Origin of the sequence: Stappia sp., from assembly GCF_048261845.1 — a bacterium.
Lineage (GTDB): Bacteria > Pseudomonadota > Alphaproteobacteria > Rhizobiales > Stappiaceae > Stappia.
Window position 1 is genome coordinate 1 of sequence record NZ_JBLXFR010000029.1, and the last position, 19997, is coordinate 19997.

Consider the following 19997-nt stretch of genomic DNA (forward strand, 5'->3'; position numbering starts at 1 on the left):
GAAGCAGCGGCGGGCGCACCGGCCCTCCGACCTGGCCGAGCAGCTCCTGCCAGTATTTCTGGTGCGCCTGCGGCTTGCCGCCCGGGCGCGTGCCCCTCAATGCCTTGCGCACCGGATCGAGGCTGGCTTTGATTTCCCGCGCCCGCGCGGCATCGCCCGCAAAGGCCGCCTGCGTGTAATCGTGCATGCGGCGATCCTTCGCGCTCTGCAGCAGGTAGGGCGGCGAGGAACACAGGTAAAGCTGCCAGCCAAGCTCGAGAATGTTGTCGAGCCACTCCTCCTCCGACGCGGTGGAGACCAGGATCTTGTCGCCGACCATCTCGGTGAGCTTCACATACATGGGCCGCGGGACGCTGTACTTGATGGCCACGATATTGGGCAGTTCGGCAACGCGGGCGCACAGTTCCGGGCTCATCAGATAGCCGGAGTCCGGATGGCTCCACATGGCGATGCCGATATTCACCTTCTCGCAGATCGCCTTGTAATATTCGTAGACCGTGTCGTCCTGGTCGGTAACGAAGTTGAGGACCGGCGCATGCACGACGATATAGTCGGCACCGACCGCCTCGGCATGTTTCGCCAGTTCGAGCACCGTGTCGAAATTCTGGTCCGAGCAGGACATGATCGTTCCCGCCCGGCCGGCCGTCTCCTCGACCGCGATCTCGAAATTGCGCTTGCGCTCGTCGAGCGACATGGAAAAGAACTCGCCCTGCTTGCCGGCGATGAACAGTCCGGCAATGCCGAGATCGTCGACCCAGTGGCGGATATTGGCCCTCAGGCCCGCCTCATTGAACGAGAAGTCCTCGTTGAAGGGATTGAGCGCGGCGGCCCAGATGCCCTTCATGTTGGCACGGGCATGGTCCTTGGCATCAAGCCGGGAATAATTCATCTGGTCACCTCTTTCGGGCGGTACGAAGCGCCTCCCACAGCCTTTCGGCGGTGAGCGGCATGGCAAGGTCGGTGACGCCATACGGACGCAGCGCGTCGATGGCGGCGTTGAGGATGGCCGCCGGCGCCCCGATCGTGCCGGCTTCGCCGACCCCCTTGGCGCCGAGCGGGTTGAAGGGCGAGGGCGTCACCGTCTTGCCGATGGCAAGCGGCGGCATGTCGGAGGCGCGCGGCAGCGCGTAGTCCATCAGGGAGCCCGTCACGAGCTGGCCGTCGCCGTCATAAACGACACGCTCCATCAGCGCCTCGCCAAGCCCTTGTGCAAAGCCGCCGCGGATCTGCCCCTCGACCATCATCGGATTGATCACCGTGCCTATGTCGTCGACGCAGTGGGCGCGCTCGATGGTCGGCATGCCTGTATCCGGGTCAACAGACAGAAGCACCAGATAGGCGCCGTAGCCCCAGGCTTCGCCCTCGGTCTCGTAGACCACCTCGGCACTCACCGGCGCATCCGCGTCTTCGCCGGCCTGACGCTTCGCCAGCACCTCGTCGCAGGCTGTCACGAGCGCACCGCCGCCGATCGCCGTGCTGCGGCTCGCCAGCGCACCGATCCCGGTCGGGCAGTCCTGCGTCGAACCGTGCCGGACCGCCACCCGTTCCAGCGGCAGCCCCAGCCGGTCGGCAACGATCTGGGCGAAGGCCGTCTCGCGTCCGTGCCCCTGGCTGCTGCCGCCGGCCGCCACTTCGGCACGGCCATCGGGATGCAACGTCACCCGGGCGCTTTCCCAGCCGGTGCCGCAAGGCTCGATGTAAAAGCCGAGCCCCAGGCCGACGATCTCCCCTTGCGCCCGGCGTCCGGCGACCGCCTCGCGCAGGTCCGCATAGCCGGCCTCTTCCGCCAGCGTGTCGAGCAGCGCGCCGTAGCGACCGGAATCGAGCGTCACCCCGCTTGCCGTGCGATGCGGAAAGCTCTCGGGAGAAAGCAGGTTGCGCCGGCGGATCTCCAGCGGATCGAGACCGGTCGCCGCGGCGGCCTCGTCGACCAGCCGTTCCATCAGGCAGTTCGCCTCCGGCCGGCCCGCGCCGCGATAGATGCCGACGGGAGCGCTGTTGGAAAGCCGCGCGCGCGACCGCACATCGATGACGTCAAGCGCATAGCCGCCCGGCAGGATGCGACCTGCATTCCACGGCGGGATCGCCGCGCTCGAGGGCAGCCAGTGCCCGAGCGGACACTCGATCTCGGCGGAAAGGGCGAGAAAACGCCCCTCTGTATCCACCGCCAGCCGTCCCCGGCTGGTTGCCCCGCGCCCGTGGCTGGCCGACAGCAGGTCCTCAGCTCGCGAGGCGATCCAGCGCATGTCGCGGCGAAAGCGGAAGGCCGCCCACACGGTCAGAACCTCTTCCGGATAGAGCGACGCCTTCATGCCGAAAGCCCCGCCGACATCCGGTGCCTCGACCGCGATGCGCGCCTCCTCGACGCCGAGGATACGGGACAGTTCCCGCCGTGCGCGATGCGGTGTCTGCGTCGAGTGCCAGACGGTGACGCTTTCCGTCGCGGGATCGAACGCGACCGCGATGCCGCGCGGTTCCAGCGGCGAGGGCGCCAGGCGCGGATGCTCGACGCGAACCTCGACGACATGGGCGGCCGACGCCATCGCGGCCTCGACATCGCCCTGCCGCCAGTCGCCCGAGATGCGTGTGTCGCCCTCCGGAGACAGGCCCTCGCCCGCATCGTCGATATCGACCATCACCATGTCCGCCGCGTCCTGGGCAAGCGCCCGGCTTTCGGCGAAGACGGCAGCGACCGGCTGCCCGACGGCGGCGACATGACCGTCGGCGAGCACCGGAAACGGCGCTTCGCCCTCGATCGTCAAAACGGGATTGACGCTGAGCCGGCCGAGATGCCTGACATCCTCGCCGCAGGCGAAACCGGCAACGCCCGCCATGTCCAGCGCGGCCGCGCCGTCGCAGGCAAGGATCGCACCTGTCGGCATCGGACTGCGCACGAAGGCGACATGCAACGGGTTGTCGAGCGGCACGTCGGCCACATATCGGCCGCGTCCGGTGACCAGGGCGTCGTCCTCACGCCGCCGCACCGCACGACCGATCTGCGCTTCACCGCGGACAGGCGCATCATCAGCGGAAGTATGGCCGGCCACCACATGGCCTGCGATATCGATCGTCACGGCAAGCTACCCGCTTTCTGAGGCTGGACCACGAACAGGCCCGGATGGGGTTTGCCGGAGAGTGACGCCCTTCAGATATCGCGGCAAATATCATGTTTCAAATCTGCTATCCGTATATTGGATATCAAACCTCCTCGGCCTGCCGCAGAATTGCATGAGGTTCCCAGCAACACCGGAGCAGTGAATGAAGCTCGTCGCCATCATCGGATACGGCGCCATCGCGCGGCATGTCGCGGCCGCGCTTGCCGGCCGCGAGAGCATCCGCCTTGCCGGGGTCATCGGCCGGGCGAAGGGTCTCGATGCGGCGCGCGCGGCAATGGGCGATGGCGTGACCGTTGTCGGCGACATCTGCGAACTGTCCGCACGCCCGGACCTGGTGCTCGACTGCGCCGGCCATAGCGGGCTGATCGCCCATGGCGAGAAGATCCTCCGCCAGGGCATCGACCTGACCAGCGTGTCAGCCGGCGCGCTGGCCGATGACACGTTGAGGGACACGCTGGCCGCCGCCGCCCGGGACGGCAACGCCAGGCTGCGCATCGCCGCCGGCGCCATCGGCGGGCTCGACGTTCTGGCCTCCGCGCGCGAGGGCGGTCTTGCCCGGGTGACCTATCGCGGCCGCAAGCCGCCGGCGAGCTGGCGCGGCACACCGGCGGAAACCATCCTCGACCTCGACCGCCTCGATGCCGCGCGCACCCATTTTCGCGGCTCCGCCCGCGAGGCAGCACAGCTCTACCCGAAGAATGCCAATGTCACCGCCAGCATTGCCCTGGCCGGTATCGGCTTCGACGCGACCGAGGTCGAACTGATCGCCGACCCGGCCTGCACCGCCAACTGCCACGAACTGGAAGCGGAGGGCGAGTTCGGCACGTTCACGCTGCGCCTGCAGGGCCGGCCGCTGGCCGACAATCCGAAGTCGTCCGCGCTCACGGCCATGAGCATGATCCATGCCGCGCTGTCGCTCGAGACCCCGATCCTGGTTGCGTGACCGACATGGATCGGCTACCGCCTGAAAGCGGCGACCGCCCGGCGGCGGCGGCTCGCGCAACGGCGCAAGGTCCGATGAGCGAACCGACCCAGAAGCATTTCCGCATCGTCGAACGCATTCTCACGCGGCTGAAGCTGAAGCAGCTTCGCCTGCTGGTCGCCGTCGAACGGCACAGTTCGATCCTGCATGCGGCGCGCGAACTGAACCTGTCCCAGCCGGCCGCCACCAAGCTGATCAAGGACCTTGAGGCCGACTTCGGCGTCATGTTGTTCGAGCGCACCAATCGCGGCGTGGTGCCGACCATTTACGGCGAGGCGCTCGCCCGGCACGGCAAGCTGATCTTTGCCCAGATCTCCCACGCCGCGCAGGAGCTCGACGACCTCGCCGAAGGGTCCAGCGGCCGCATCGTCATCGGCACGCTGCTTGCCGCCTCCTCGCTTCTCCTGCCCCGGACGATCACCAGGGTGCTGGCGGAAAAACCCAACCTTTCCATCAAGATCCAGGAAGGCACCAACGAGGTGCTGATGCCGGCGCTGCGCTCGGGCGAACTCGATCTTGTCGTCGGCCGGCTTCCCACGCACCGCCACCGGGACGAATTGCTGCAGGAGCGCCTCTACGAGGAAAAGGTGATCGCGGTGACCGGCGTCAACCATCCGCTGGTATCGCGCAAGCGCGTCGGTTTCACCGACATGATGGAATATGGCTGGATCCTGCCGCCGCCGGAAACCACCCTGCGCCGGCAGATCGACCTGGTCTTTCTCGACCATGGCCTGTCCTCGCCGATCAATGCGGTGGAATCCGTCTCCTTCCTCGCCAATCGCAGCCTGCTCGCCAACTCGACCATGATCGGCATGCTGCCGAGCCATGTCGTCGACCACGACATCGCCGCCGGCATCCTGGCCCGCCTGCCCTGGGACGTGCCGATCCCCATCGGACCCGTCGGCGTCTCTTATCGCAAGGGCAAGGGCCTGACGCCCGCCGTCAGCTATTTCCTCGAGCAGTTGCGCGCCGTCGCGGGAAGTTTCTGAAGAGGCCGCCTACCTGATCAGGACCGTCGACAGGATCGGCGCCCAGCTGAGCAGCAGCAGGACCAGCGCCACCGCCGCGAGGAACGGATAGAGCGCGCGGAAGATCGCCATCGGCCGCGCACCGCTCATGGCCGAGGCGATGTAGAGCCCGGCGCCGACCGGCGGCGTCAACAGTCCCAGCACCAGATTGAGACAGACGATCACCCCGAACTGGTAGGGATCGACATTGTAGTGCTGCTGGGCGATCGGCAGCAGGATCGGCACCACCAGGATCAGCGCGGCAATCCCGTCGATCACCATGCCGATCACGAACAGCACCAGATTGACGATCAGCAGGAAGACGAAGGGATCCTCGGTCAGCGTGATGATCTGGGCCGCGAGCTTCTGCGGGATCGCCTCATAGATGATCACCCAGCCGAAGACATTGGCGGCGGCGATCAGGAAGATCACCAGGCTCGAATTGGTCGCGGTGCGCACGAACAGCGCCGCGAGCCGGGCAAGTTTCAGCTCGCCATAGACGAACCGGCCGATCACCAGCGCCACCAGCGAGGCGACGGCGGCCGATTCCGTCGGCGTGGCAATGCCGAGCAGGATGCCCCCGACGATGGCGATGGGAATGAGCGAGGCCGGCAGGCAGTCGATCAGCGCGGCACGCACTTCCGGCGACGACATCCAGCGCCCTTGCGGGAATCCCTCGCGCAGACCGACCAGCGTGACGATGACGAAGAAAGACGCGGACAGGATCAGTCCCGGGACGATGCCGGCCATGAACATGTCGCCGATGGGGATCTGTGCGAGCACGCCATAGATGACGAACAACATCGACGGCGGAATGATCGGCGACAGCAACCCGCCGGCGGCCGTCGTCGCGGCGGCGAATTCGCGCCGGTAGCCCTCAGCCTCCATCGCCGGCACCATCGCCCGCGACATCACCGCGATCTGCGAGGCAGCCGACCCGATGATCGCCGCCATGAACATGTTGGCGAGCAGGTTGATATAGGCGAGCCCGCCGCGAAACCCGCCGACAAAGACGCGCGCGGCCTGGATCAGGCGCTGCGTCAGCCCGCCCTCGTTCATCAACTCGCCGGTCAGCATGAACAGCGGAATGGCGAGCAGGCCGTAGCTCTCCACACCTGAAAACAGCTGCTGGGCGAAGCTGGCATAAAGAACGGTGTTTTCGCTCGCGTGGATATACCAGACCGCCGACAGGCAGAGCACCAGGCTGATCGGGACGCCGGCGAAGAGCAGGACCAGAAAGACCGCGCCGGTCATGCGGCATCTCCCGCGGAAGCGTCGTCGCCCCCGTTGAGGACGGCGGGCAGCGAGCGCGACAGGTTGGCCAGCGCATGCAGCACGAAGCCGAAGGAGAAGATCAGCATGATCAGCCAGACCCAGGCCTTGCGGATGCCGAGCGTGGTTGTCGGCTCCGCGTAGATGAAATTGAAGGTGGCGCCCTGAAATGCCTCGACATCGAAGCCGGTGGCGGCAAAGCCCGCCGGGTCGAACCAGATCCAGCAGAACCACGCGATGGCGAGGCCGAAGCCCAGCGCCACAAGATCGAGCACGACGGTGAGCCCGGCCCTGGAACGCCCCTTCAGCATGTCGGGGATCAGCGTCACGGCAACGGCTGTACGCTGGTGGACGGCGGCGGACGCGGCGAGGAAGGTCATCCAGATCATCGCGTAGATCGCCGCCTCGTCGATCCAGTAGATCGCCATGCGGGCCGAGCGTGTCGCGACGTTGACGAGGATGAGGACGGTGACCAGTGCGGCAAGAAGCGCGGCGAGAGAGATCTCCGCACGCGCCCACAGGGCGGACAGCCGGTAAAGCATCCCTTGTCTCCCGTCGCCCGCGCCCGCGCGGGTCCGTCATGAAAAAGCGCGGACAAACCACCGTGGCGGCCAATCCGCGCCCTGATCACGGAGCCATTTCACACGACAACCGGAGCCCCCCGCAAGGGGGCGCCCCGGCCATGCCTCAGCGCGTTTCCTCGGCGACCTTGCGCAGGTCCTTGAGGACCGGGGCCTTCTCGTTCCAGATCGCTTCCCACTTGCCGATCGCATCGGCAAAGAACACCGCATCGGCCTCGACAATGGTCCGGCCGGTTCCCTCGACGGAGAGCAGCCAGTCGCCTTCCTTCTGGACATAGGTGTCGATCGCCCCGTCGAGATGGCGCGCCATCAGCTTGCCGATCATCGCGCGGTCCTCTTCCGGCAGCGTCTGCCAGACGCGGGCAGAGACCAGCCCCACCATCGGGAACATCATGTGGTTGGAGATCAGGATCGTGTCGGCATGCTCATAGTACTTGAGCGCCCAGATCAGCTCCGCGTCCATGTCGATGGCGTCGACCTGGCCGTTGGCGAGCGCGTCATAGACGGCCGGCAGCGGCATCGGCGTCGAGGCGGCGCCAAGCGCGTTGTAGAAGTCCTTGATCGGCTCGAACGGCGTGATCCGCAGCTTCTTGCCGGCAAGGTCGGCGGCACTCGTCACCGGGTCGCGGCTGACGATCTGGCGAAGGCCGCCCATGGAATAGCCGATACCGACGACGCCGGCCTTCTGCGGCAGACCCGTCAGAAGCTCCTTGGCCACGTCGGAACGCAGGATGCGGCCGGCATGGGCGACATCGTCAGCAAGGTAAGGCGCGTAGAAGGCCCCGAAATCGGGCACCCGGTTCGACACTTCGGCAATGGTCAGGAAGGCCATGTCGAGCGCGCCGGTCTGCAGCTGCTGCATCATCTGCGCCTCGTTGCCGAGCTGCTGCGAGGGGAACACCGTGACGCTGTGCTTGCCGCCGGACGCCGACTTCAATTCATCGCCGAAGGCCGTTGCCGCCACCGTCCAGATATGCGGCGGCGGCGTGATCAGGCCGAGCCGGAACTCCTTCGACTGGGCAGCTCCCATGCCAAGCGAAAACGCCAGGGCTGCTGCGGGAACCAGGCGAACCAGATGAGATACGGATTTCATGTCATGCTCCTCCCTCGCCGGGAAGGCCCTTCGGGCGCCCGGCACGATGCTGATGAAAACGATTGGAGTTTGAAGAGGCAGCCGGCGCTGCCGGCGTTCAGAGCTTCACCCAGCCTTCCGGCGGTTCCTTGCCCGGATGAACCGTGCCGCAATTGGGGCAGGTGCGTGCTTCCTCGGACGAGTAGAACGCCTTGTAGACCGGCGGCAGGTCGTCGACGATGGACTCAAGGTCGAGCTCGGAGCGGTGCACCAGGTGCTGGCACTCGAAGCAGTACCACTCGATCGCATCGAGCGCGCCCTCCGGGCGTGCCGGCTCGACCACAAGACCGATGGAGCCTTCCTGCGGGCGCTGCGGCGAATGGCGCACATGCGGCGGCAACAGGAAGATCTCGCCCTCGCGGATCGGCACGTCGTAGAACTCCGTGCCGTCATACACCTTGAGGAGCATGTCGCCCTTGAGCTGGTAGAAGAACTCCTCGACCGGATCGTCGTGATAGTCGGTGCGCTTGTTCGGCCCGCCGACGACGGTGACCATCAGGTCTGCGTCCTTCCAGACCTGCTGGTTGCCGACCGGCGGCTTCAGCAGGTGCTTGTGCTCGTCGATCCATTTCTGGAAATTGAAGGCCGACAGTCTCGACATTGATGGGGCTCCCGCACTGAACTGGCTTGCGGCGACCGTTTCTCGGGCGATTTACCGACGATCGTCCACACGCATTTCGCAGTTCAGGAGACGGCAGAGTGATATGTCAATCAAATACCAATATTCGAAGGCGCTATAACGAAACCGGATAACCAGACAGGACCTGGCCGGCCTCCGTCCGAGCTTTTCCGGCAATCCGGCCCGTTTCCAGACCCGTCTCCATGCCGCCTTCCCGGATGCCGGCGACGATCTCGACGCTCACTCCAAGCGCCCGCAAGTCACCGGCCAGCCCGCAGCCCTTCGCCTCACGCGGATCACCCGGCACCAACCGCACCACCTCCCGTCCCTGACCGGCCAGCGTCGCGGCGAGCCGAGCGCCCTCGCCCCCTGCCTCGCCCTCACCCGTCACCGAACCGACAAGCATGCGCCTTGCCTCGCGCCGCGCCAGTTCCAGCACCTCCCCGGAGACCCCGGTGTCGTAGAGCACCACGTCGGCGGCTTGCAGAGCCCGGATGGCGTTCATGGTGAGATGACCGGCGTCCCCCGGTCCGGCGCCGACCAGCGTCACCCGCCCCCGCGCCATGTCCGGTGACGCCGCGATACGCGCCAGCAACGAGCGGACACCGGCTTCCGCCACCGCATCGAGGGGACCGGCGAAGGCGCGCCGCACGAAGCCCTCCCAGAAGGCACGCCGCCCGGCACCGGGCGCGAGCACGTCCATCACCCGGCCGCGCAGTCCGGTGGCAAGCTCTGCCCAGCCGGCAAGCGACAGCGGCAGCAAGGTCTCGATCCGCTGGCGGATCGCCTGCCCGAGAACGGGCGCTGCGCCACTCGTCGAGATGCCGATGACCACCGGCGAGCGATTGACGATGGAACCGAACCGGAACTGGCAGTGGTCCGGCCTGTCGATCACGTTGCAGGGAACGCCGGCAAGGGCCGCAGCCTCAGCAAATGCCGCCGCTTCCGCCTCGTCTTGCGCGTCCGCCACGGCAAGCGCCATGCCGTGAAGCCGCTCCGGGCTCCATGCCACGGTGTGATGCACGAGGGATCCGGCGGCGGCACCCTCGGCAATCAGGGCCGCCATGACCGCTCCGCAGGTCGGCGCGAAGACATGCACGTCCGCCCCGCAGGCCGCCAGCAGCTCCGCCTTCCAGGCGGCCGCGTCCGAGCCGCCGGCAACGAGCACCTTCTGGCCCTCGAGCGGCAGGAAGACGGGCAGGCACGCAAGCCGCCCCATGCGCGGCGGCACCCGCCGCCTCTCCGCTTCAGACGGCTTCCGCGATCTGCTCATCCGCATCCTCCAGGGTTCTGAACCTCGCCACGAGCGCGCCGATCTCGGAGCGGCACGACCCGCATTGCGTTCCCGCATCGACCGCCTCTCCGACCGCCGCCACATCGCGCGCACCCGCCGCGATCGCCGCCGCGATCCGGTTCAGCCCGACATTGCGGCAGGCGCAGACGATGGCGCCCTCGTCGGGCCTGTCGCCGCCCGGCCGCCCGGCCAGCACCATGGCCCTGTCGCGCGGCGACGCGAACCCGGCCGCAAGCAGCCCGCACGCCCAGGAGCGCGACACGGCGACGGGAACGGGGGCCGTGAACACCGCTGCGGTGAGCTGCCCGCCGTCCCAGCAGGCTAGCCGCTCCTCGCCGCTGGCCGTATCGCGGTAGGTGAGCCGGTCCGCGCCCGGTGCACGCGAAATGCCGAACATCGCCGCAAGTTGCCCGGCGTCCACGGCTCCGGTTCCCGCGATCTCGACCCGCCAGCCGCCCTCGACCGGGGCGATGGCCCAGTAGTCGGCGGAAAGCTCTCGCGGCCTCTCGCGCAGCACGGCGAAGCCGTACCAGCCGGCCGCGAAGGGACGCAGCGCAACGGGCGTGAATTTCGACCCAGGCTGACCCGACACCGGGTCCGTGTCTGGCGCCACCAACGCATCGATCCGGCCGGCGGCCGCGAACTGGTCGCTCCAGTGCATCGGCACGAAGACCGACCCTTCCCGCGCCCGGTCGCTGACGAGGGCACGCAGCAGGACCCGCCCTTGCGGACTTTCCACATGGACAAGGGTTGCATCGGCGATGCCGGCACGCGCCGCATCGCGCGGATGGATCTCGCAGAAGGGTTCGGCCATGTGGGTCAGAAGCCGCGTGCTCAGGCCGGTGCGCGTCATCATGTGCCACTGGTCGCGAATGCGCCCCGTGTTGAGCACCAGCGGATAGCGCCGCTCGCGCATCCGGGGCGCCCGGTATTCGACCGGCCAGATCGCCGCACGGCCGTCCGGCGTATAAAAGCCGCCGTCCGCGAAGAACCGCGCCGTGCCCCCGCCATCGGCGCGGAGCGGCCACTGAAAGGGTTCGAGCGCGTCGTATTCCGCGGCCCTGATCGCCGCATGCGCACCGATGTCGAAGTCGCGGGCCCCATCGTTCCGCTCGGCCGACAACCCCGCATGCTCGCGGTAGATGTCGGCGGGCCGCCGATACGCAAAGCCCTCGGCGAAGCCCATCCGCCTGGCAACCTGTGTCAACGCCCACCAGTCCGGACGCGCCTCGGCGGGCGGAGCGCGAAAGGCGCGCTGGCGCGAGATCCGTCGCTCGGAATTGGTCACGGTGCCGTCCTTCTCGCCCCAGGCGGCGGCCGGCAGCAGCACGTCGGCAAACGGCACGGTGTCCGTGCGCCGGGTGACGTCCGAGACGACGACGAAGTCGCAACCCGCGAGGGCTTCACCTACGCCATCCGCGTCCGGCAGGCTGTCGACCGGATTGGTGGCCATGATCCAGATCGCCTTGATGCGCCCCTCGCGCACCGCCTGAAACATCTCCACCGCCTTCAGCCCGGGACGTTCGGCGATGCGCGGGCTTTTCCAGAAATCCTGCACGAGGCCGCGATGCGCCGGGTTCTCGATCGCCATGTGGGCGGCCAGCATGTTGGCAAGGCCGCCGACCTCGCGTCCGCCCATGGCGTTGGGCTGGCCCGTCACGGAGAAAGGTCCGCAGCCGGGCCGGCCGATGCGACCGCTCGCCAGATGGGTGTTGAGGATTGCATTCACCTTGTCGGTGCCGACAACCGACTGGTTCACCCCCTGGCTGTAGACCGTCACCGTCTTCGGTGTTTCCGCCACCCACTGGTAGAAGCGGCCGATGTCCGCGCTCGCAAGCCCCGTTGCCGCCGAAACCGACGCAATGTCGAAGCCGCGCGCGATGTCGAGCGCCGCCTCCAGCCCGTGCGTATGCTCCGCGACATAGGCGCGGTCGATACGCCCTGCGCGCTCCAGGGCGGCAAGCAATCCGTTGTAAAGCGCCACATCCGTGTCGGGTGCCAGCGCCAGATGCAGGTCGGCGCTCGCCGCCGTCGCCGTGCGGCGTGGGTCGATCACCACCAGCCTCAGCTCCGGACGCCGCGCGCGCGCCGCCTCCAGCCGCTGGTAGAGAACCGGATGGCACCAGGCGAGGTTCGAGCCGACGAGCACGACGAGATCGGCCTCCTCCAGGTCCTCATAGGTTCCCGGCACCGTGTCGGAACCGAAGGCACGACGGTGACCGGCGACCGACGAGGCCATGCACAGGCGAGAGTTCGTGTCGATATTGGCCGAGCCGATGTATCCCTTCATCAGCTTGTTGGCGACGTAGTAGTCCTCGGTGAGGATCTGCCCGGACACGTAAAAGGCAACGCTGTCCGGCCCGTGCTCGGCGATCGTCTCCGCAAAGCGCGCGGCGACAAGGTCGAGCGCCTCGTCCCAGTCCGCCCGCTTGCCCGCGATTTCCGGGAAGAGAAGCCGGTCCGGATCGGCAAGCGTGTCGGCAAGCGCCGACCCCTTCGAACAGAGCCGGCCGAAATTCGCCGGATGCCCGGGATCGCCCGCAACGCTCACCCGGCCGTCGTCCTGCCGGGTGGCGATCACCCCGCAGCCGACACCGCAATAGGGACAGGTCGTGCGCACGCTATCCGGCATGGTTCGTCATCCCTCCGCCACAAGCTTGCCGGCGGCAATCTGCAGCACCCCGTCCCGCACGCGCACCGGATAGGTCGCGACCCGCCCCTCGTCGGCGCCTTGCGCCAGACCGGTGGAAAGGTCGAAGACCCAGTTGTGCAAGGGGCAGGTCACCGACGTGCCGTGGACGATGCCCTGGCTGAGCGGGCCGCCCTTGTGCGGACAACGATCATCGAGCGCATGCACCTCGTCGCCCGCCGTGCGGAACACGGCAATGCAGCCTGACGGCGTCCTGATCAGCCGCGCGCCTTCGCGCGGGACGTCTTCCAGCTGGCCGATCTCGATCCAGTCCGTCGTCATCGCCGTCATTGGGCAGCCTCCAGTTCCAGCGTCGCCAGAGGCTTGAACTCGTGCTTGTCCTTGCCGGAGACGCGCTCCGACCACGGGTCCACCTGGGCGAATTTCTGCGAGAAGACGAAACGCTCGTAATAGGCCTCGCGCCGTTCCGGCTCGTCCATGATCTGCCGGCGGATCTCGTCGAGGCCGATGCGTTTGGCCCATTTGTAGATGCGCTCCAGATAGTGGCCCTGCTCCCGGTACATCTGCACCAGTGCCACGATGTGGCGCATCACCTCTTCCTCGGTCGCGACATGGCCGAGCACTTCCGTGCCCTTGATGTCGAGACCGGCGGCTCCGGCGAAATGGATCTCGAAGCCGCTGTCGACGCAGATCACCCCGACATCCTTGCAGGTCGCCTCGGCGCAGTTGCGCGGGCATCCCGACACCGCCATCTTCACCTTGGCCGGGGTCCAGGAGCCCCACATGAACTTCTCGATGGCAATGCCGAGCCCGGTCGAATCCTGCGTGCCGAAACGGCACCAGTCCGAACCGACGCAGGTCTTCACGGTCCTCAGACCCTTGGCATAGGCGTGACCCGAGACGAAGCCCGCCTTGCCCAGGTCGGACCAGACCTCCGGCAGGTCCTCCTTGCGGATGCCGAGCATGTCGATGCGCTGGCCGCCGGTGACCTTGACCGTCGGGATGTCGAACTTGTCGACCACGTCGGCGATTGCGCGAAGTTCCGCCGCCGAGGTCACCCCGCCCCACATGCGAGGCACGACTGAATAGGTTCCGTCCTTCTGGATGTTGGCATGCACCCGCTCGTTGATGAAGCGCGACTGGTAGTCGTCGGCATATTCGTCCGGCCAGTCGCAGACGAGATAGTAGTTGAGTGCCGGACGGCACTTGGCGCAGCCGCCCGACGAAGTCCATTCGCGCTCCTGCATCACCGCCGGAATGCTCTTCAGCTCCTTTGCCTTGATCAGCCTGCGCACCTCGTCGTGACCAAGATGCGTGCAGCCGCAGACGGGCTTGACCGTCTGCACCGCGAAGGCCTCGCCGAGCGTGGCCTGCATCAGTTGCTCGACCAGCCCGGTGCAGGTGCCGCAGGACGCCGACGCCTTGGTATGGGCGCGCACCTCGTCGAGCGTGGTCAGCCCGCCCGTCTCGATGGCCGTGACGATGGTTCCCTTGCAAACGCCGTTGCAGCCGCAGATTTCCGCCTCAGGCGGCAAGGCTGCAACGGCCGCCGTAGGGTCCAGCGGGGCACCTCCCTGGTACGACTGACCAAAGATCAGCGTTTCGCGCATGTCGGAAATGTCGGTGCGGTTGCGGATATGGTCGAAGAACCAGGGGCCGTCCCCCGCCTCGCCATAGAGCACCGCGCCGATGATGCGGTTTTCCTTCAGCACCAGGCGCTTGTAGACGCCGGCCGCGGCATCGCGCAGCACGATTTCGTCGCGGTCCTCGCCATCGGCGAAGTCTCCGGCGGAATAGAGACTGACGCCGGTTACCTTGAGCTGTGTCGCCGTCTCCAGCGGCCGGAAGGCAGCCTCCGTGCCGAGCAGTGTCCTGGCCGCGACGCCCGCCATCGTGTAGAGCGGAGCCACCAGACCGTAGCAGACGCGCTCGTGCTCCACGCATTCGCCGATCGCCAGGATGTCCGGATCGGAGGTCAGGGTCCGGTCGTCGATGACAATGCCGCGCTCCACGTCAAGCCCGGCATCGACGGCGATGCGCACTTCCGGGCGGATGCCGACGGCCATCACCACCAGATCGGCGGGATAGACCGTCCCGTCGTCGAGGAGCACCGCCTCGGCGCGGTCCTCGCCAAGGATCGCCTTGGTCTGCGCCTCGGTATGGACGGTGATGCCGCGCCCTTCCAGTTCCCGTCGCAGCAGGTGGCCGGCGGCCGGATCGAGCTGCCGCTCCATCAGGTGTCCCATCAGGTGCAGGACCACCACCTCCATGCCGCGCGAGCGGAGCGCCGCCGCAGCCTCGAGCCCGAGCAGCCCGCCGCCGATCACCACGGCTTTCGCGCCGGGTCGCGCCGCCGCCTCCACCATCGCCTCTACATCGTCGAGATCGCGGAAGGCGCGCACGCCCGGCAGGTCGCGGCCGGCAATCGGAATGATGAAGGGCGCCGAGCCGGTGGCGATCACCAGCTTATCATAGGAAGTCTCGCCCGCCGTCGTCGTCACGGTTTTGGCGGACCGGTCGATCCGCGTCACCGTCTCGCCGAAGCGGCAGTCGATCCCGTTTGCGGCATACCAGGCCGCATCATGGGTGATGATCTGCTCGTAGCTCTTTTCCCCGGACAGGACCGGCGACAGCATGATGCGGTTGTAATTGCCGCGAGGTTCGGCGCCGAACAGCGTTACGTCATAGGCATCGGGCGCCGCTTCCAGCAGGTTTTCCAGCATCCGGCCGGACGCCATCCCGGCGCCGACCACCACGAGTTTCTGTTTGACGGTCATGGCGGTTCCTCCTATTCGGCCGCTTCGGCGGCAGCCTTCTGGCGCGCAATCCGCGACGCCCGTTTGGCGGTGATGGCGCTGAGTTGCTCCGGCCCCGGATTTGCGCCGCCCTCGTAGGCTTCCAGGAAATCGAGCAGTTCCTCGCGATAGGCGTAGTAGTCGCGGTGGTTGATCAGTGCCTTGCGCGAGCGCGGTCGCGGCAGGTCCACCTCCATGATGTTGCCGATGCGGGCGTTCGGCCCGTTCGACATCATCACCACCCGGTCGGCGAGCAGGATGGCCTCGTCGACGTCATGGGTGACGCAGACCGCGGTCACGCGCGTGCGGGCCCACACGTCCATCAGGACGTCCTGCAATTCCCAACGGGTCAGGCTGTCGAGCATGCCGAAGGGTTCGTCGAGCAGAAGGAGCTTTGGCGACAAGGCGAAGGCCCGGGCGATGCCCACCCGCTGCCTCATCCCGTTGGAGAGATCGCTCGCCGCCCGGTCCATGCTGTCGGCAAGTCCGACGCGGGCAAGGTAATATTCGACAATGTCCCGGCGTTCGGCCGAACTCGCATGCGGATAGACCTGGTCGACGCCGAGCGCGACATTGTCATAGGCCGTCAGCCACGGCACCAGCGACGGCGCCTGGAAGACCACCGCCCGGTCGGGACCGGCCTTCGTCACATGGGTGCCGTCGAGGATCACCGTTCCCTCGGTGATCGGGTTGAGGCCGGCGGCCATGGACAGCACCGTCGACTTGCCGCAGCCCGAATGGCCGATCAGCGTGACGAACTCGCCCTTGGCCATGGAGAGCTCGAAGCCGTCGACCACGGTGAGCGGCCCCTTCGGCGTCGGATAGACCTTCTTCAACTGGCTGAATTCGAGATAGCGCTCGATGCGTGCGCCAGCGGATGCCTGGCCATAGGCCGCCGGCGGCGTATCGGTCGCCGGATCGTTCGGGGCACGCCCCTTCGCGGACCTCCCCGGCCGCTGGCCGATCGGCACCACGTTTGGCAGCACGAGATCGCGCGCTGCGCCCGCATCGCGGCCCGCGCCGGCCTCCATCAGATAGGCGGTAACCTCGGCACGCAGCGCGATGAAGGCGTCGTCGTGGTTGAGCTCGCCCCGGTCGCGCGGGCGGGCGAAAGGCACGGCGAATGCCGGTCCCAGTGTCGCAGGGCTGCCCGGAACCAGCGGGATGATCCGGTCGGCGAGCAGGATTGCCTCGTCCACGTCATTGGTGATGAGGACGATGGTCTTCTTTTCCTCGTTGCAGATCGCCGCGAACTCGTCCTGCAGTTTCGCCCGGGTCAGGGCGTCGAGCGCCGACAGCGGTTCGTCGAGCAACAGCACCTCGGGGCGCATGGCAAGCGCACGGGCGACGGACACCCTCTGGCGCATGCCGCCGGAAAGCTCCGCCGGCTTGCGGTCGCGGGCATGGGCAAGACCGACCATCGCGATGTATTTCTCGGCGATCGCGATCCGCTCCGCCTTCGGCAAATTCGCGAACACGCTATCGACGGCCAGCATCACGTTGCCGAAGACCGAGAGCCACGGCATCAGCGAATAGGACTGGAAGACGACGCCGCGCTCCGGACCCGGGCCGTCGATCTCGCGCCCCTTGAAGATGACGCCGCCCTGATCGGGCTCGACGAGACCGGCGAGCAGCGAGATCAGCGTCGTCTTGCCGGTGCCGGAATAGCCGACAATGGCGATGAACTCGCCCTCGCCAACCTTGAGGTCGATATCGGCGAGCACGTCCTTGCGCGTCTTGCCCTCGCCGAAGGACTTGGAAAGCCTGGAAATCTCGAGAATCGTCATGACGCCCCTCACCGTGTCGCGGAGAAGGTGAAGGCGCGCTGCAGCGCATACATCACCCGGTCGAGGGCGAAGCCGATCAGCCCGATGGTGAACACCGCCACCATGATGCGCGCCAGCGACTGCGAGGAACCGTTCTGGAACTCGTCCCAGACGAACTTGCCCAGCCCCGGGTTCTGCGCCAGCATCTCGGCCGCAATCAGAACCATCCAGCCGACGCCCAGCGACAGGCGCAGACCGGTGAAGATCAGCGGCAGCGACGAGGGCAGCACCAGCTTCATCACCGTCTTGCGGGTGGGCAGTTGCAGCACCCGGCCGACATTCATCAGGTCCTTGTCGACCGAGGCAACGCCCAGCGCGGTGTTGATCAGGGTCGGCCAGAGCGAGCACAGCGTCACCGTCACCGCCGAAATGAGCAGCGACTTGGGCAGCCAGTCGGCCGGGTCCGCATAAAGGGCAGAGACGATCATCGTCACGATCGGCAGCCAGGCCAGTGGCGACACCGGCTTGAAGATCTGGATCAGCGGATTGATCGCGCCGTTGACGGTTCGCGAGAGGCCCGAGGCGATGCCCAGCGGCACGGCGATCAGCGTTGCGATGACGAAGCCGAGGCCCACGGTAACCAGCGAGGTGGCGATCTGGTCGAGATAGGTCGGCTTGCCGGTATAGCTGCGCCACTTCACCCGGTCATGCTGACCGGCGGCTTCCAGCTTGGCGTTGCGCATGTCCTGACGCTCGTAGAAGGCGGCCGCCTTCTCGCGTTCCCGCAGGTGGTCGTCCCAAAGGTTGCCTGCCTGCTCCCACACCGCAGCCGGCCCTGGCACGGCACCGAGCGACGTCTGGATCTTCGGGGCGAAGGCCGCCCAGGCGACGAGGAAGGCGACGATGCCGATCATCGGGATGACCAGCACGCGCTTCAACTGCCCGAGCTGCTCGCGCGGGCTGTCACCCAGCGCCAGCCGGGCAAGCGGCACCAGGAAGGAGAGGCCGAGCGCATCGAGCCAGCCGGCGGCGCGGCCAAGGCCGGCAAGCAGCCGTGCGCGGCGGCGGCCGACGACCGGGGCATCGATGGTGGCGGTTTCGGCATTTGCCATGTCGTGAAGTCCTTGTCCTTGCGCGAGATGCTGGGAGAACACCCGGCCAGGCGGCACCGCCGACGGCCGGGCGCGGGCGGCCTCAGCCGCCGACCACCTCGTTGCCGTCGACGACCTGGTTGCCCTTCAGACCGATCGGCAGGCTGTCGATGTAGGCGTTGGGGGTACGGCCGTCATAGGGGATGGCATCGATGACATCCGTGGCCGGTGTCGGGGCGCGGTAGCCGTCGCTTTCGAAGGGGAACTCGCCCTCCTCCGCATGGCCTTCCTCGACCAGCATCCGCGCCGCCTTCAGGTAGACGTCCGGCAGGTAGACGCTCTTTGCCACCTCGGCATACCAGTCATCGGGCTTGTGCTCGCCGATCTGGCCCCAGCGGCGCATCTGGGTGAGGTACCAGACCGCATCGGAATAGTAGGGATAGGTCGCGTAGTAGCGGTAGAAGACGTTGAAGTCCGGAACGTCGCGCTTGTCGCCCTTCTCGTATTCGAACGTGCCGGTCATCGAATTGGCGATGACTTCCGCATCGGCGCCGACATATTCGGGCCGCGACAGGATCTCGACCGCCTCCATCCGGTTGGCATTGTCGTTCTCGTCAAGCCAGCGCGCCGCGCGGATCAACGCCTTGGTCAGGGCAATCGTGGTGTTCGGATTGGCCTCGGTGAACTCCTTGGTCAGGCCGAAGACCTTCTCCGGATTGTTCTTCCAGATCTCGTAATCGGTGATCACCGGAACGCCGATGCCCTTGAACACCGCCTGCTGGTTCCACGGCTCGCCAACGCAATAACCGCTGATCGTGCCGGCCTCGAGCGTTGCCGGCATCTGCGGCGGCGGGGTGACGGACAGGAGCGCGTCGGCCTTGATCTGCCCGGAGATGTCGGACGTGGAATAGAAGCCGGGATGGATGTTGCCGGAGGCGAGCCAGTAGCGCAGCTCGTAATTGTGGGTCGAGACCGGAAACACCATGCCCATGTTGAAGGGCCGGCCCTGCGCCTTGAAACTGTCGACGACCGGCTTCAGGGCGCTGGCGGGAATGGGATGCACCGGCTTGCCGTCGGCCTGCATCTCCAGATGCGGCCTCATCATCTCCCAGACCTCGTTGGACACGGTGATGCCGTTGCCGTTCAGGTCCATCGAGAACGGCGTCACGATATGCGCCCTGGTGCCGAAGCCGATGGTCGCGGCCAGCGGCTGGCCGGCCAGCATGTGGGCGCCATCGAGTTCGCCGGTTATCACACGGTCGAGCAGCACCTTCCAGTTGGCCTGCGGCTCAAGCGTCACGAACAGGCCCTCCTCCTCGAAGAAGCCCTTCTCGTAGGCAATCGCCAGCGGCGCCATGTCGGTCAGCTTGATGAAGCCGAACTTCAGCTCGTCCTTTTCCGGCAGCAGCATCTCGGTCCGGGCGTCAAGCGGTGTCGCCGCCACGACGGCAAGGCCGAGAAGCCCGGTCATCGCCTGTCGCGTGATGGAAAGCGGGATATGGATCACGACTGTTCTCCCTCCTGCGCGTGGCACGCCCCCGGCCTGCCCGCGTCACCAACAAAAAAGCCGCCGTCGAGACACCGGCGCGGGAGGGCGCTGGTCGTTCTCAACGGCGGCTTTGCCGAAGCGTCCGTCCTTGGACGCGTTATGTCGTGGCCATCTTTGGCCCGGTTACTTCAATGCAGGAGACA

Annotated in this window: 15 protein-coding genes; 2 read left to right on the top strand and 13 right to left on the bottom strand. The window is 66.9% G+C overall.

The window, feature by feature from the left end:
* Both ACN0T5_RS12930 and ACN0T5_RS12935 read right to left on the bottom strand, forming a co-directional pair.
* A partial coding sequence (locus tag ACN0T5_RS12930) for a dihydrodipicolinate synthase family protein (protein WP_417769016.1) occupies window positions 1-889 on the bottom strand: 889 nt, incomplete at its 3' end.
* Between the two features lie 4 nt (window positions 890-893).
* Window positions 894-3074: a xanthine dehydrogenase family protein molybdopterin-binding subunit gene (locus tag ACN0T5_RS12935; protein WP_417769017.1), complete on the bottom strand. Its 2181-nt coding sequence runs from the start codon at window positions 3072-3074 to the stop codon at window positions 894-896.
* Window positions 3075-3258: 184 nt separating this feature from the next.
* Here ACN0T5_RS12935 and ACN0T5_RS12940 point away from each other — a divergent pair, with 184 nt between their 5' ends.
* Complete coding sequence (locus tag ACN0T5_RS12940; RefSeq protein WP_417769018.1) at window positions 3259-4059, top strand: aspartate dehydrogenase; 801 nt, start codon at window positions 3259-3261, stop codon at window positions 4057-4059.
* A 74-nt stretch (window positions 4060-4133) separates the two neighbouring features.
* Entirely contained in the window at window positions 4134-5087 is a 954-nt protein-coding gene (locus tag ACN0T5_RS12945; protein WP_417769019.1) for a LysR substrate-binding domain-containing protein, read from the top strand.
* A gap of 9 nt (window positions 5088-5096) precedes the next feature.
* On the opposite strand, the gene ACN0T5_RS12950 is transcribed toward ACN0T5_RS12945, so the two are convergent.
* From ACN0T5_RS12950 to ACN0T5_RS13000, 11 genes are all read right to left on the bottom strand, one after another.
* Window positions 5097-6359, bottom strand: coding sequence for a TRAP transporter large permease (locus ACN0T5_RS12950; protein WP_417769020.1), 1263 nt, complete (start codon window positions 6357-6359; stop codon window positions 5097-5099).
* On the bottom strand, window positions 6356-6919 hold the full coding sequence (locus ACN0T5_RS12955; protein ID WP_417769021.1) for a TRAP transporter small permease: 564 nt from the start codon (window positions 6917-6919) through the stop codon (window positions 6356-6358). Before ACN0T5_RS12955 ends, ACN0T5_RS12950 begins: the two co-directional genes overlap by 4 nt.
* Before the next feature lie 145 nt (window positions 6920-7064).
* Window positions 7065-8051: a TRAP transporter substrate-binding protein gene (locus ACN0T5_RS12960; RefSeq protein WP_417769022.1), complete on the bottom strand. Its 987-nt coding sequence runs from the start codon at window positions 8049-8051 to the stop codon at window positions 7065-7067.
* 97 nt (window positions 8052-8148) lie between these two features.
* Entirely contained in the window at window positions 8149-8691 is a 543-nt protein-coding gene (locus ACN0T5_RS12965; protein ID WP_417769023.1) for a 3-hydroxyanthranilate 3,4-dioxygenase, read from the bottom strand.
* Window positions 8692-8824: 133 nt separating this feature from the next.
* Window positions 8825-9982, bottom strand: coding sequence for an NAD(P)-dependent oxidoreductase (locus ACN0T5_RS12970; protein WP_417769024.1), 1158 nt, complete (start codon window positions 9980-9982; stop codon window positions 8825-8827).
* A complete protein-coding gene (locus tag ACN0T5_RS12975; protein ID WP_417769025.1) occupies window positions 9957-12635 on the bottom strand; it encodes a molybdopterin-dependent oxidoreductase in 2679 nt (892 codons plus the stop codon). Before ACN0T5_RS12975 ends, ACN0T5_RS12970 begins: the two co-directional genes overlap by 26 nt.
* Before the next feature lie 6 nt (window positions 12636-12641).
* Window positions 12642-12974, bottom strand: coding sequence for a nitrite reductase small subunit NirD (gene nirD, locus ACN0T5_RS12980; protein WP_417769055.1), 333 nt, complete (start codon window positions 12972-12974; stop codon window positions 12642-12644).
* Between the two features lie 5 nt (window positions 12975-12979).
* Window positions 12980-15430, bottom strand: a complete 2451-nt coding sequence (gene nirB, locus ACN0T5_RS12985; protein ID WP_417769026.1) for a nitrite reductase large subunit NirB — start codon at window positions 15428-15430, stop codon at window positions 12980-12982.
* A gap of 11 nt (window positions 15431-15441) precedes the next feature.
* Window positions 15442-17235: an ABC transporter ATP-binding protein gene (locus ACN0T5_RS12990; RefSeq protein ID WP_417769027.1), complete on the bottom strand. Its 1794-nt coding sequence runs from the start codon at window positions 17233-17235 to the stop codon at window positions 15442-15444.
* 8 nt (window positions 17236-17243) lie between these two features.
* Window positions 17244-18326, bottom strand: a complete 1083-nt coding sequence (locus tag ACN0T5_RS12995; RefSeq protein ID WP_417769028.1) for an ABC transporter permease — start codon at window positions 18324-18326, stop codon at window positions 17244-17246.
* An 82-nt stretch (window positions 18327-18408) separates the two neighbouring features.
* Window positions 18409-19776 (bottom strand): CmpA/NrtA family ABC transporter substrate-binding protein, encoded by a 1368-nt coding sequence (locus ACN0T5_RS13000; protein WP_417769056.1) that lies wholly within the window; start codon window positions 19774-19776, stop codon window positions 18409-18411.
* Window positions 19777-19997: the final 221 nt, after the last annotated feature.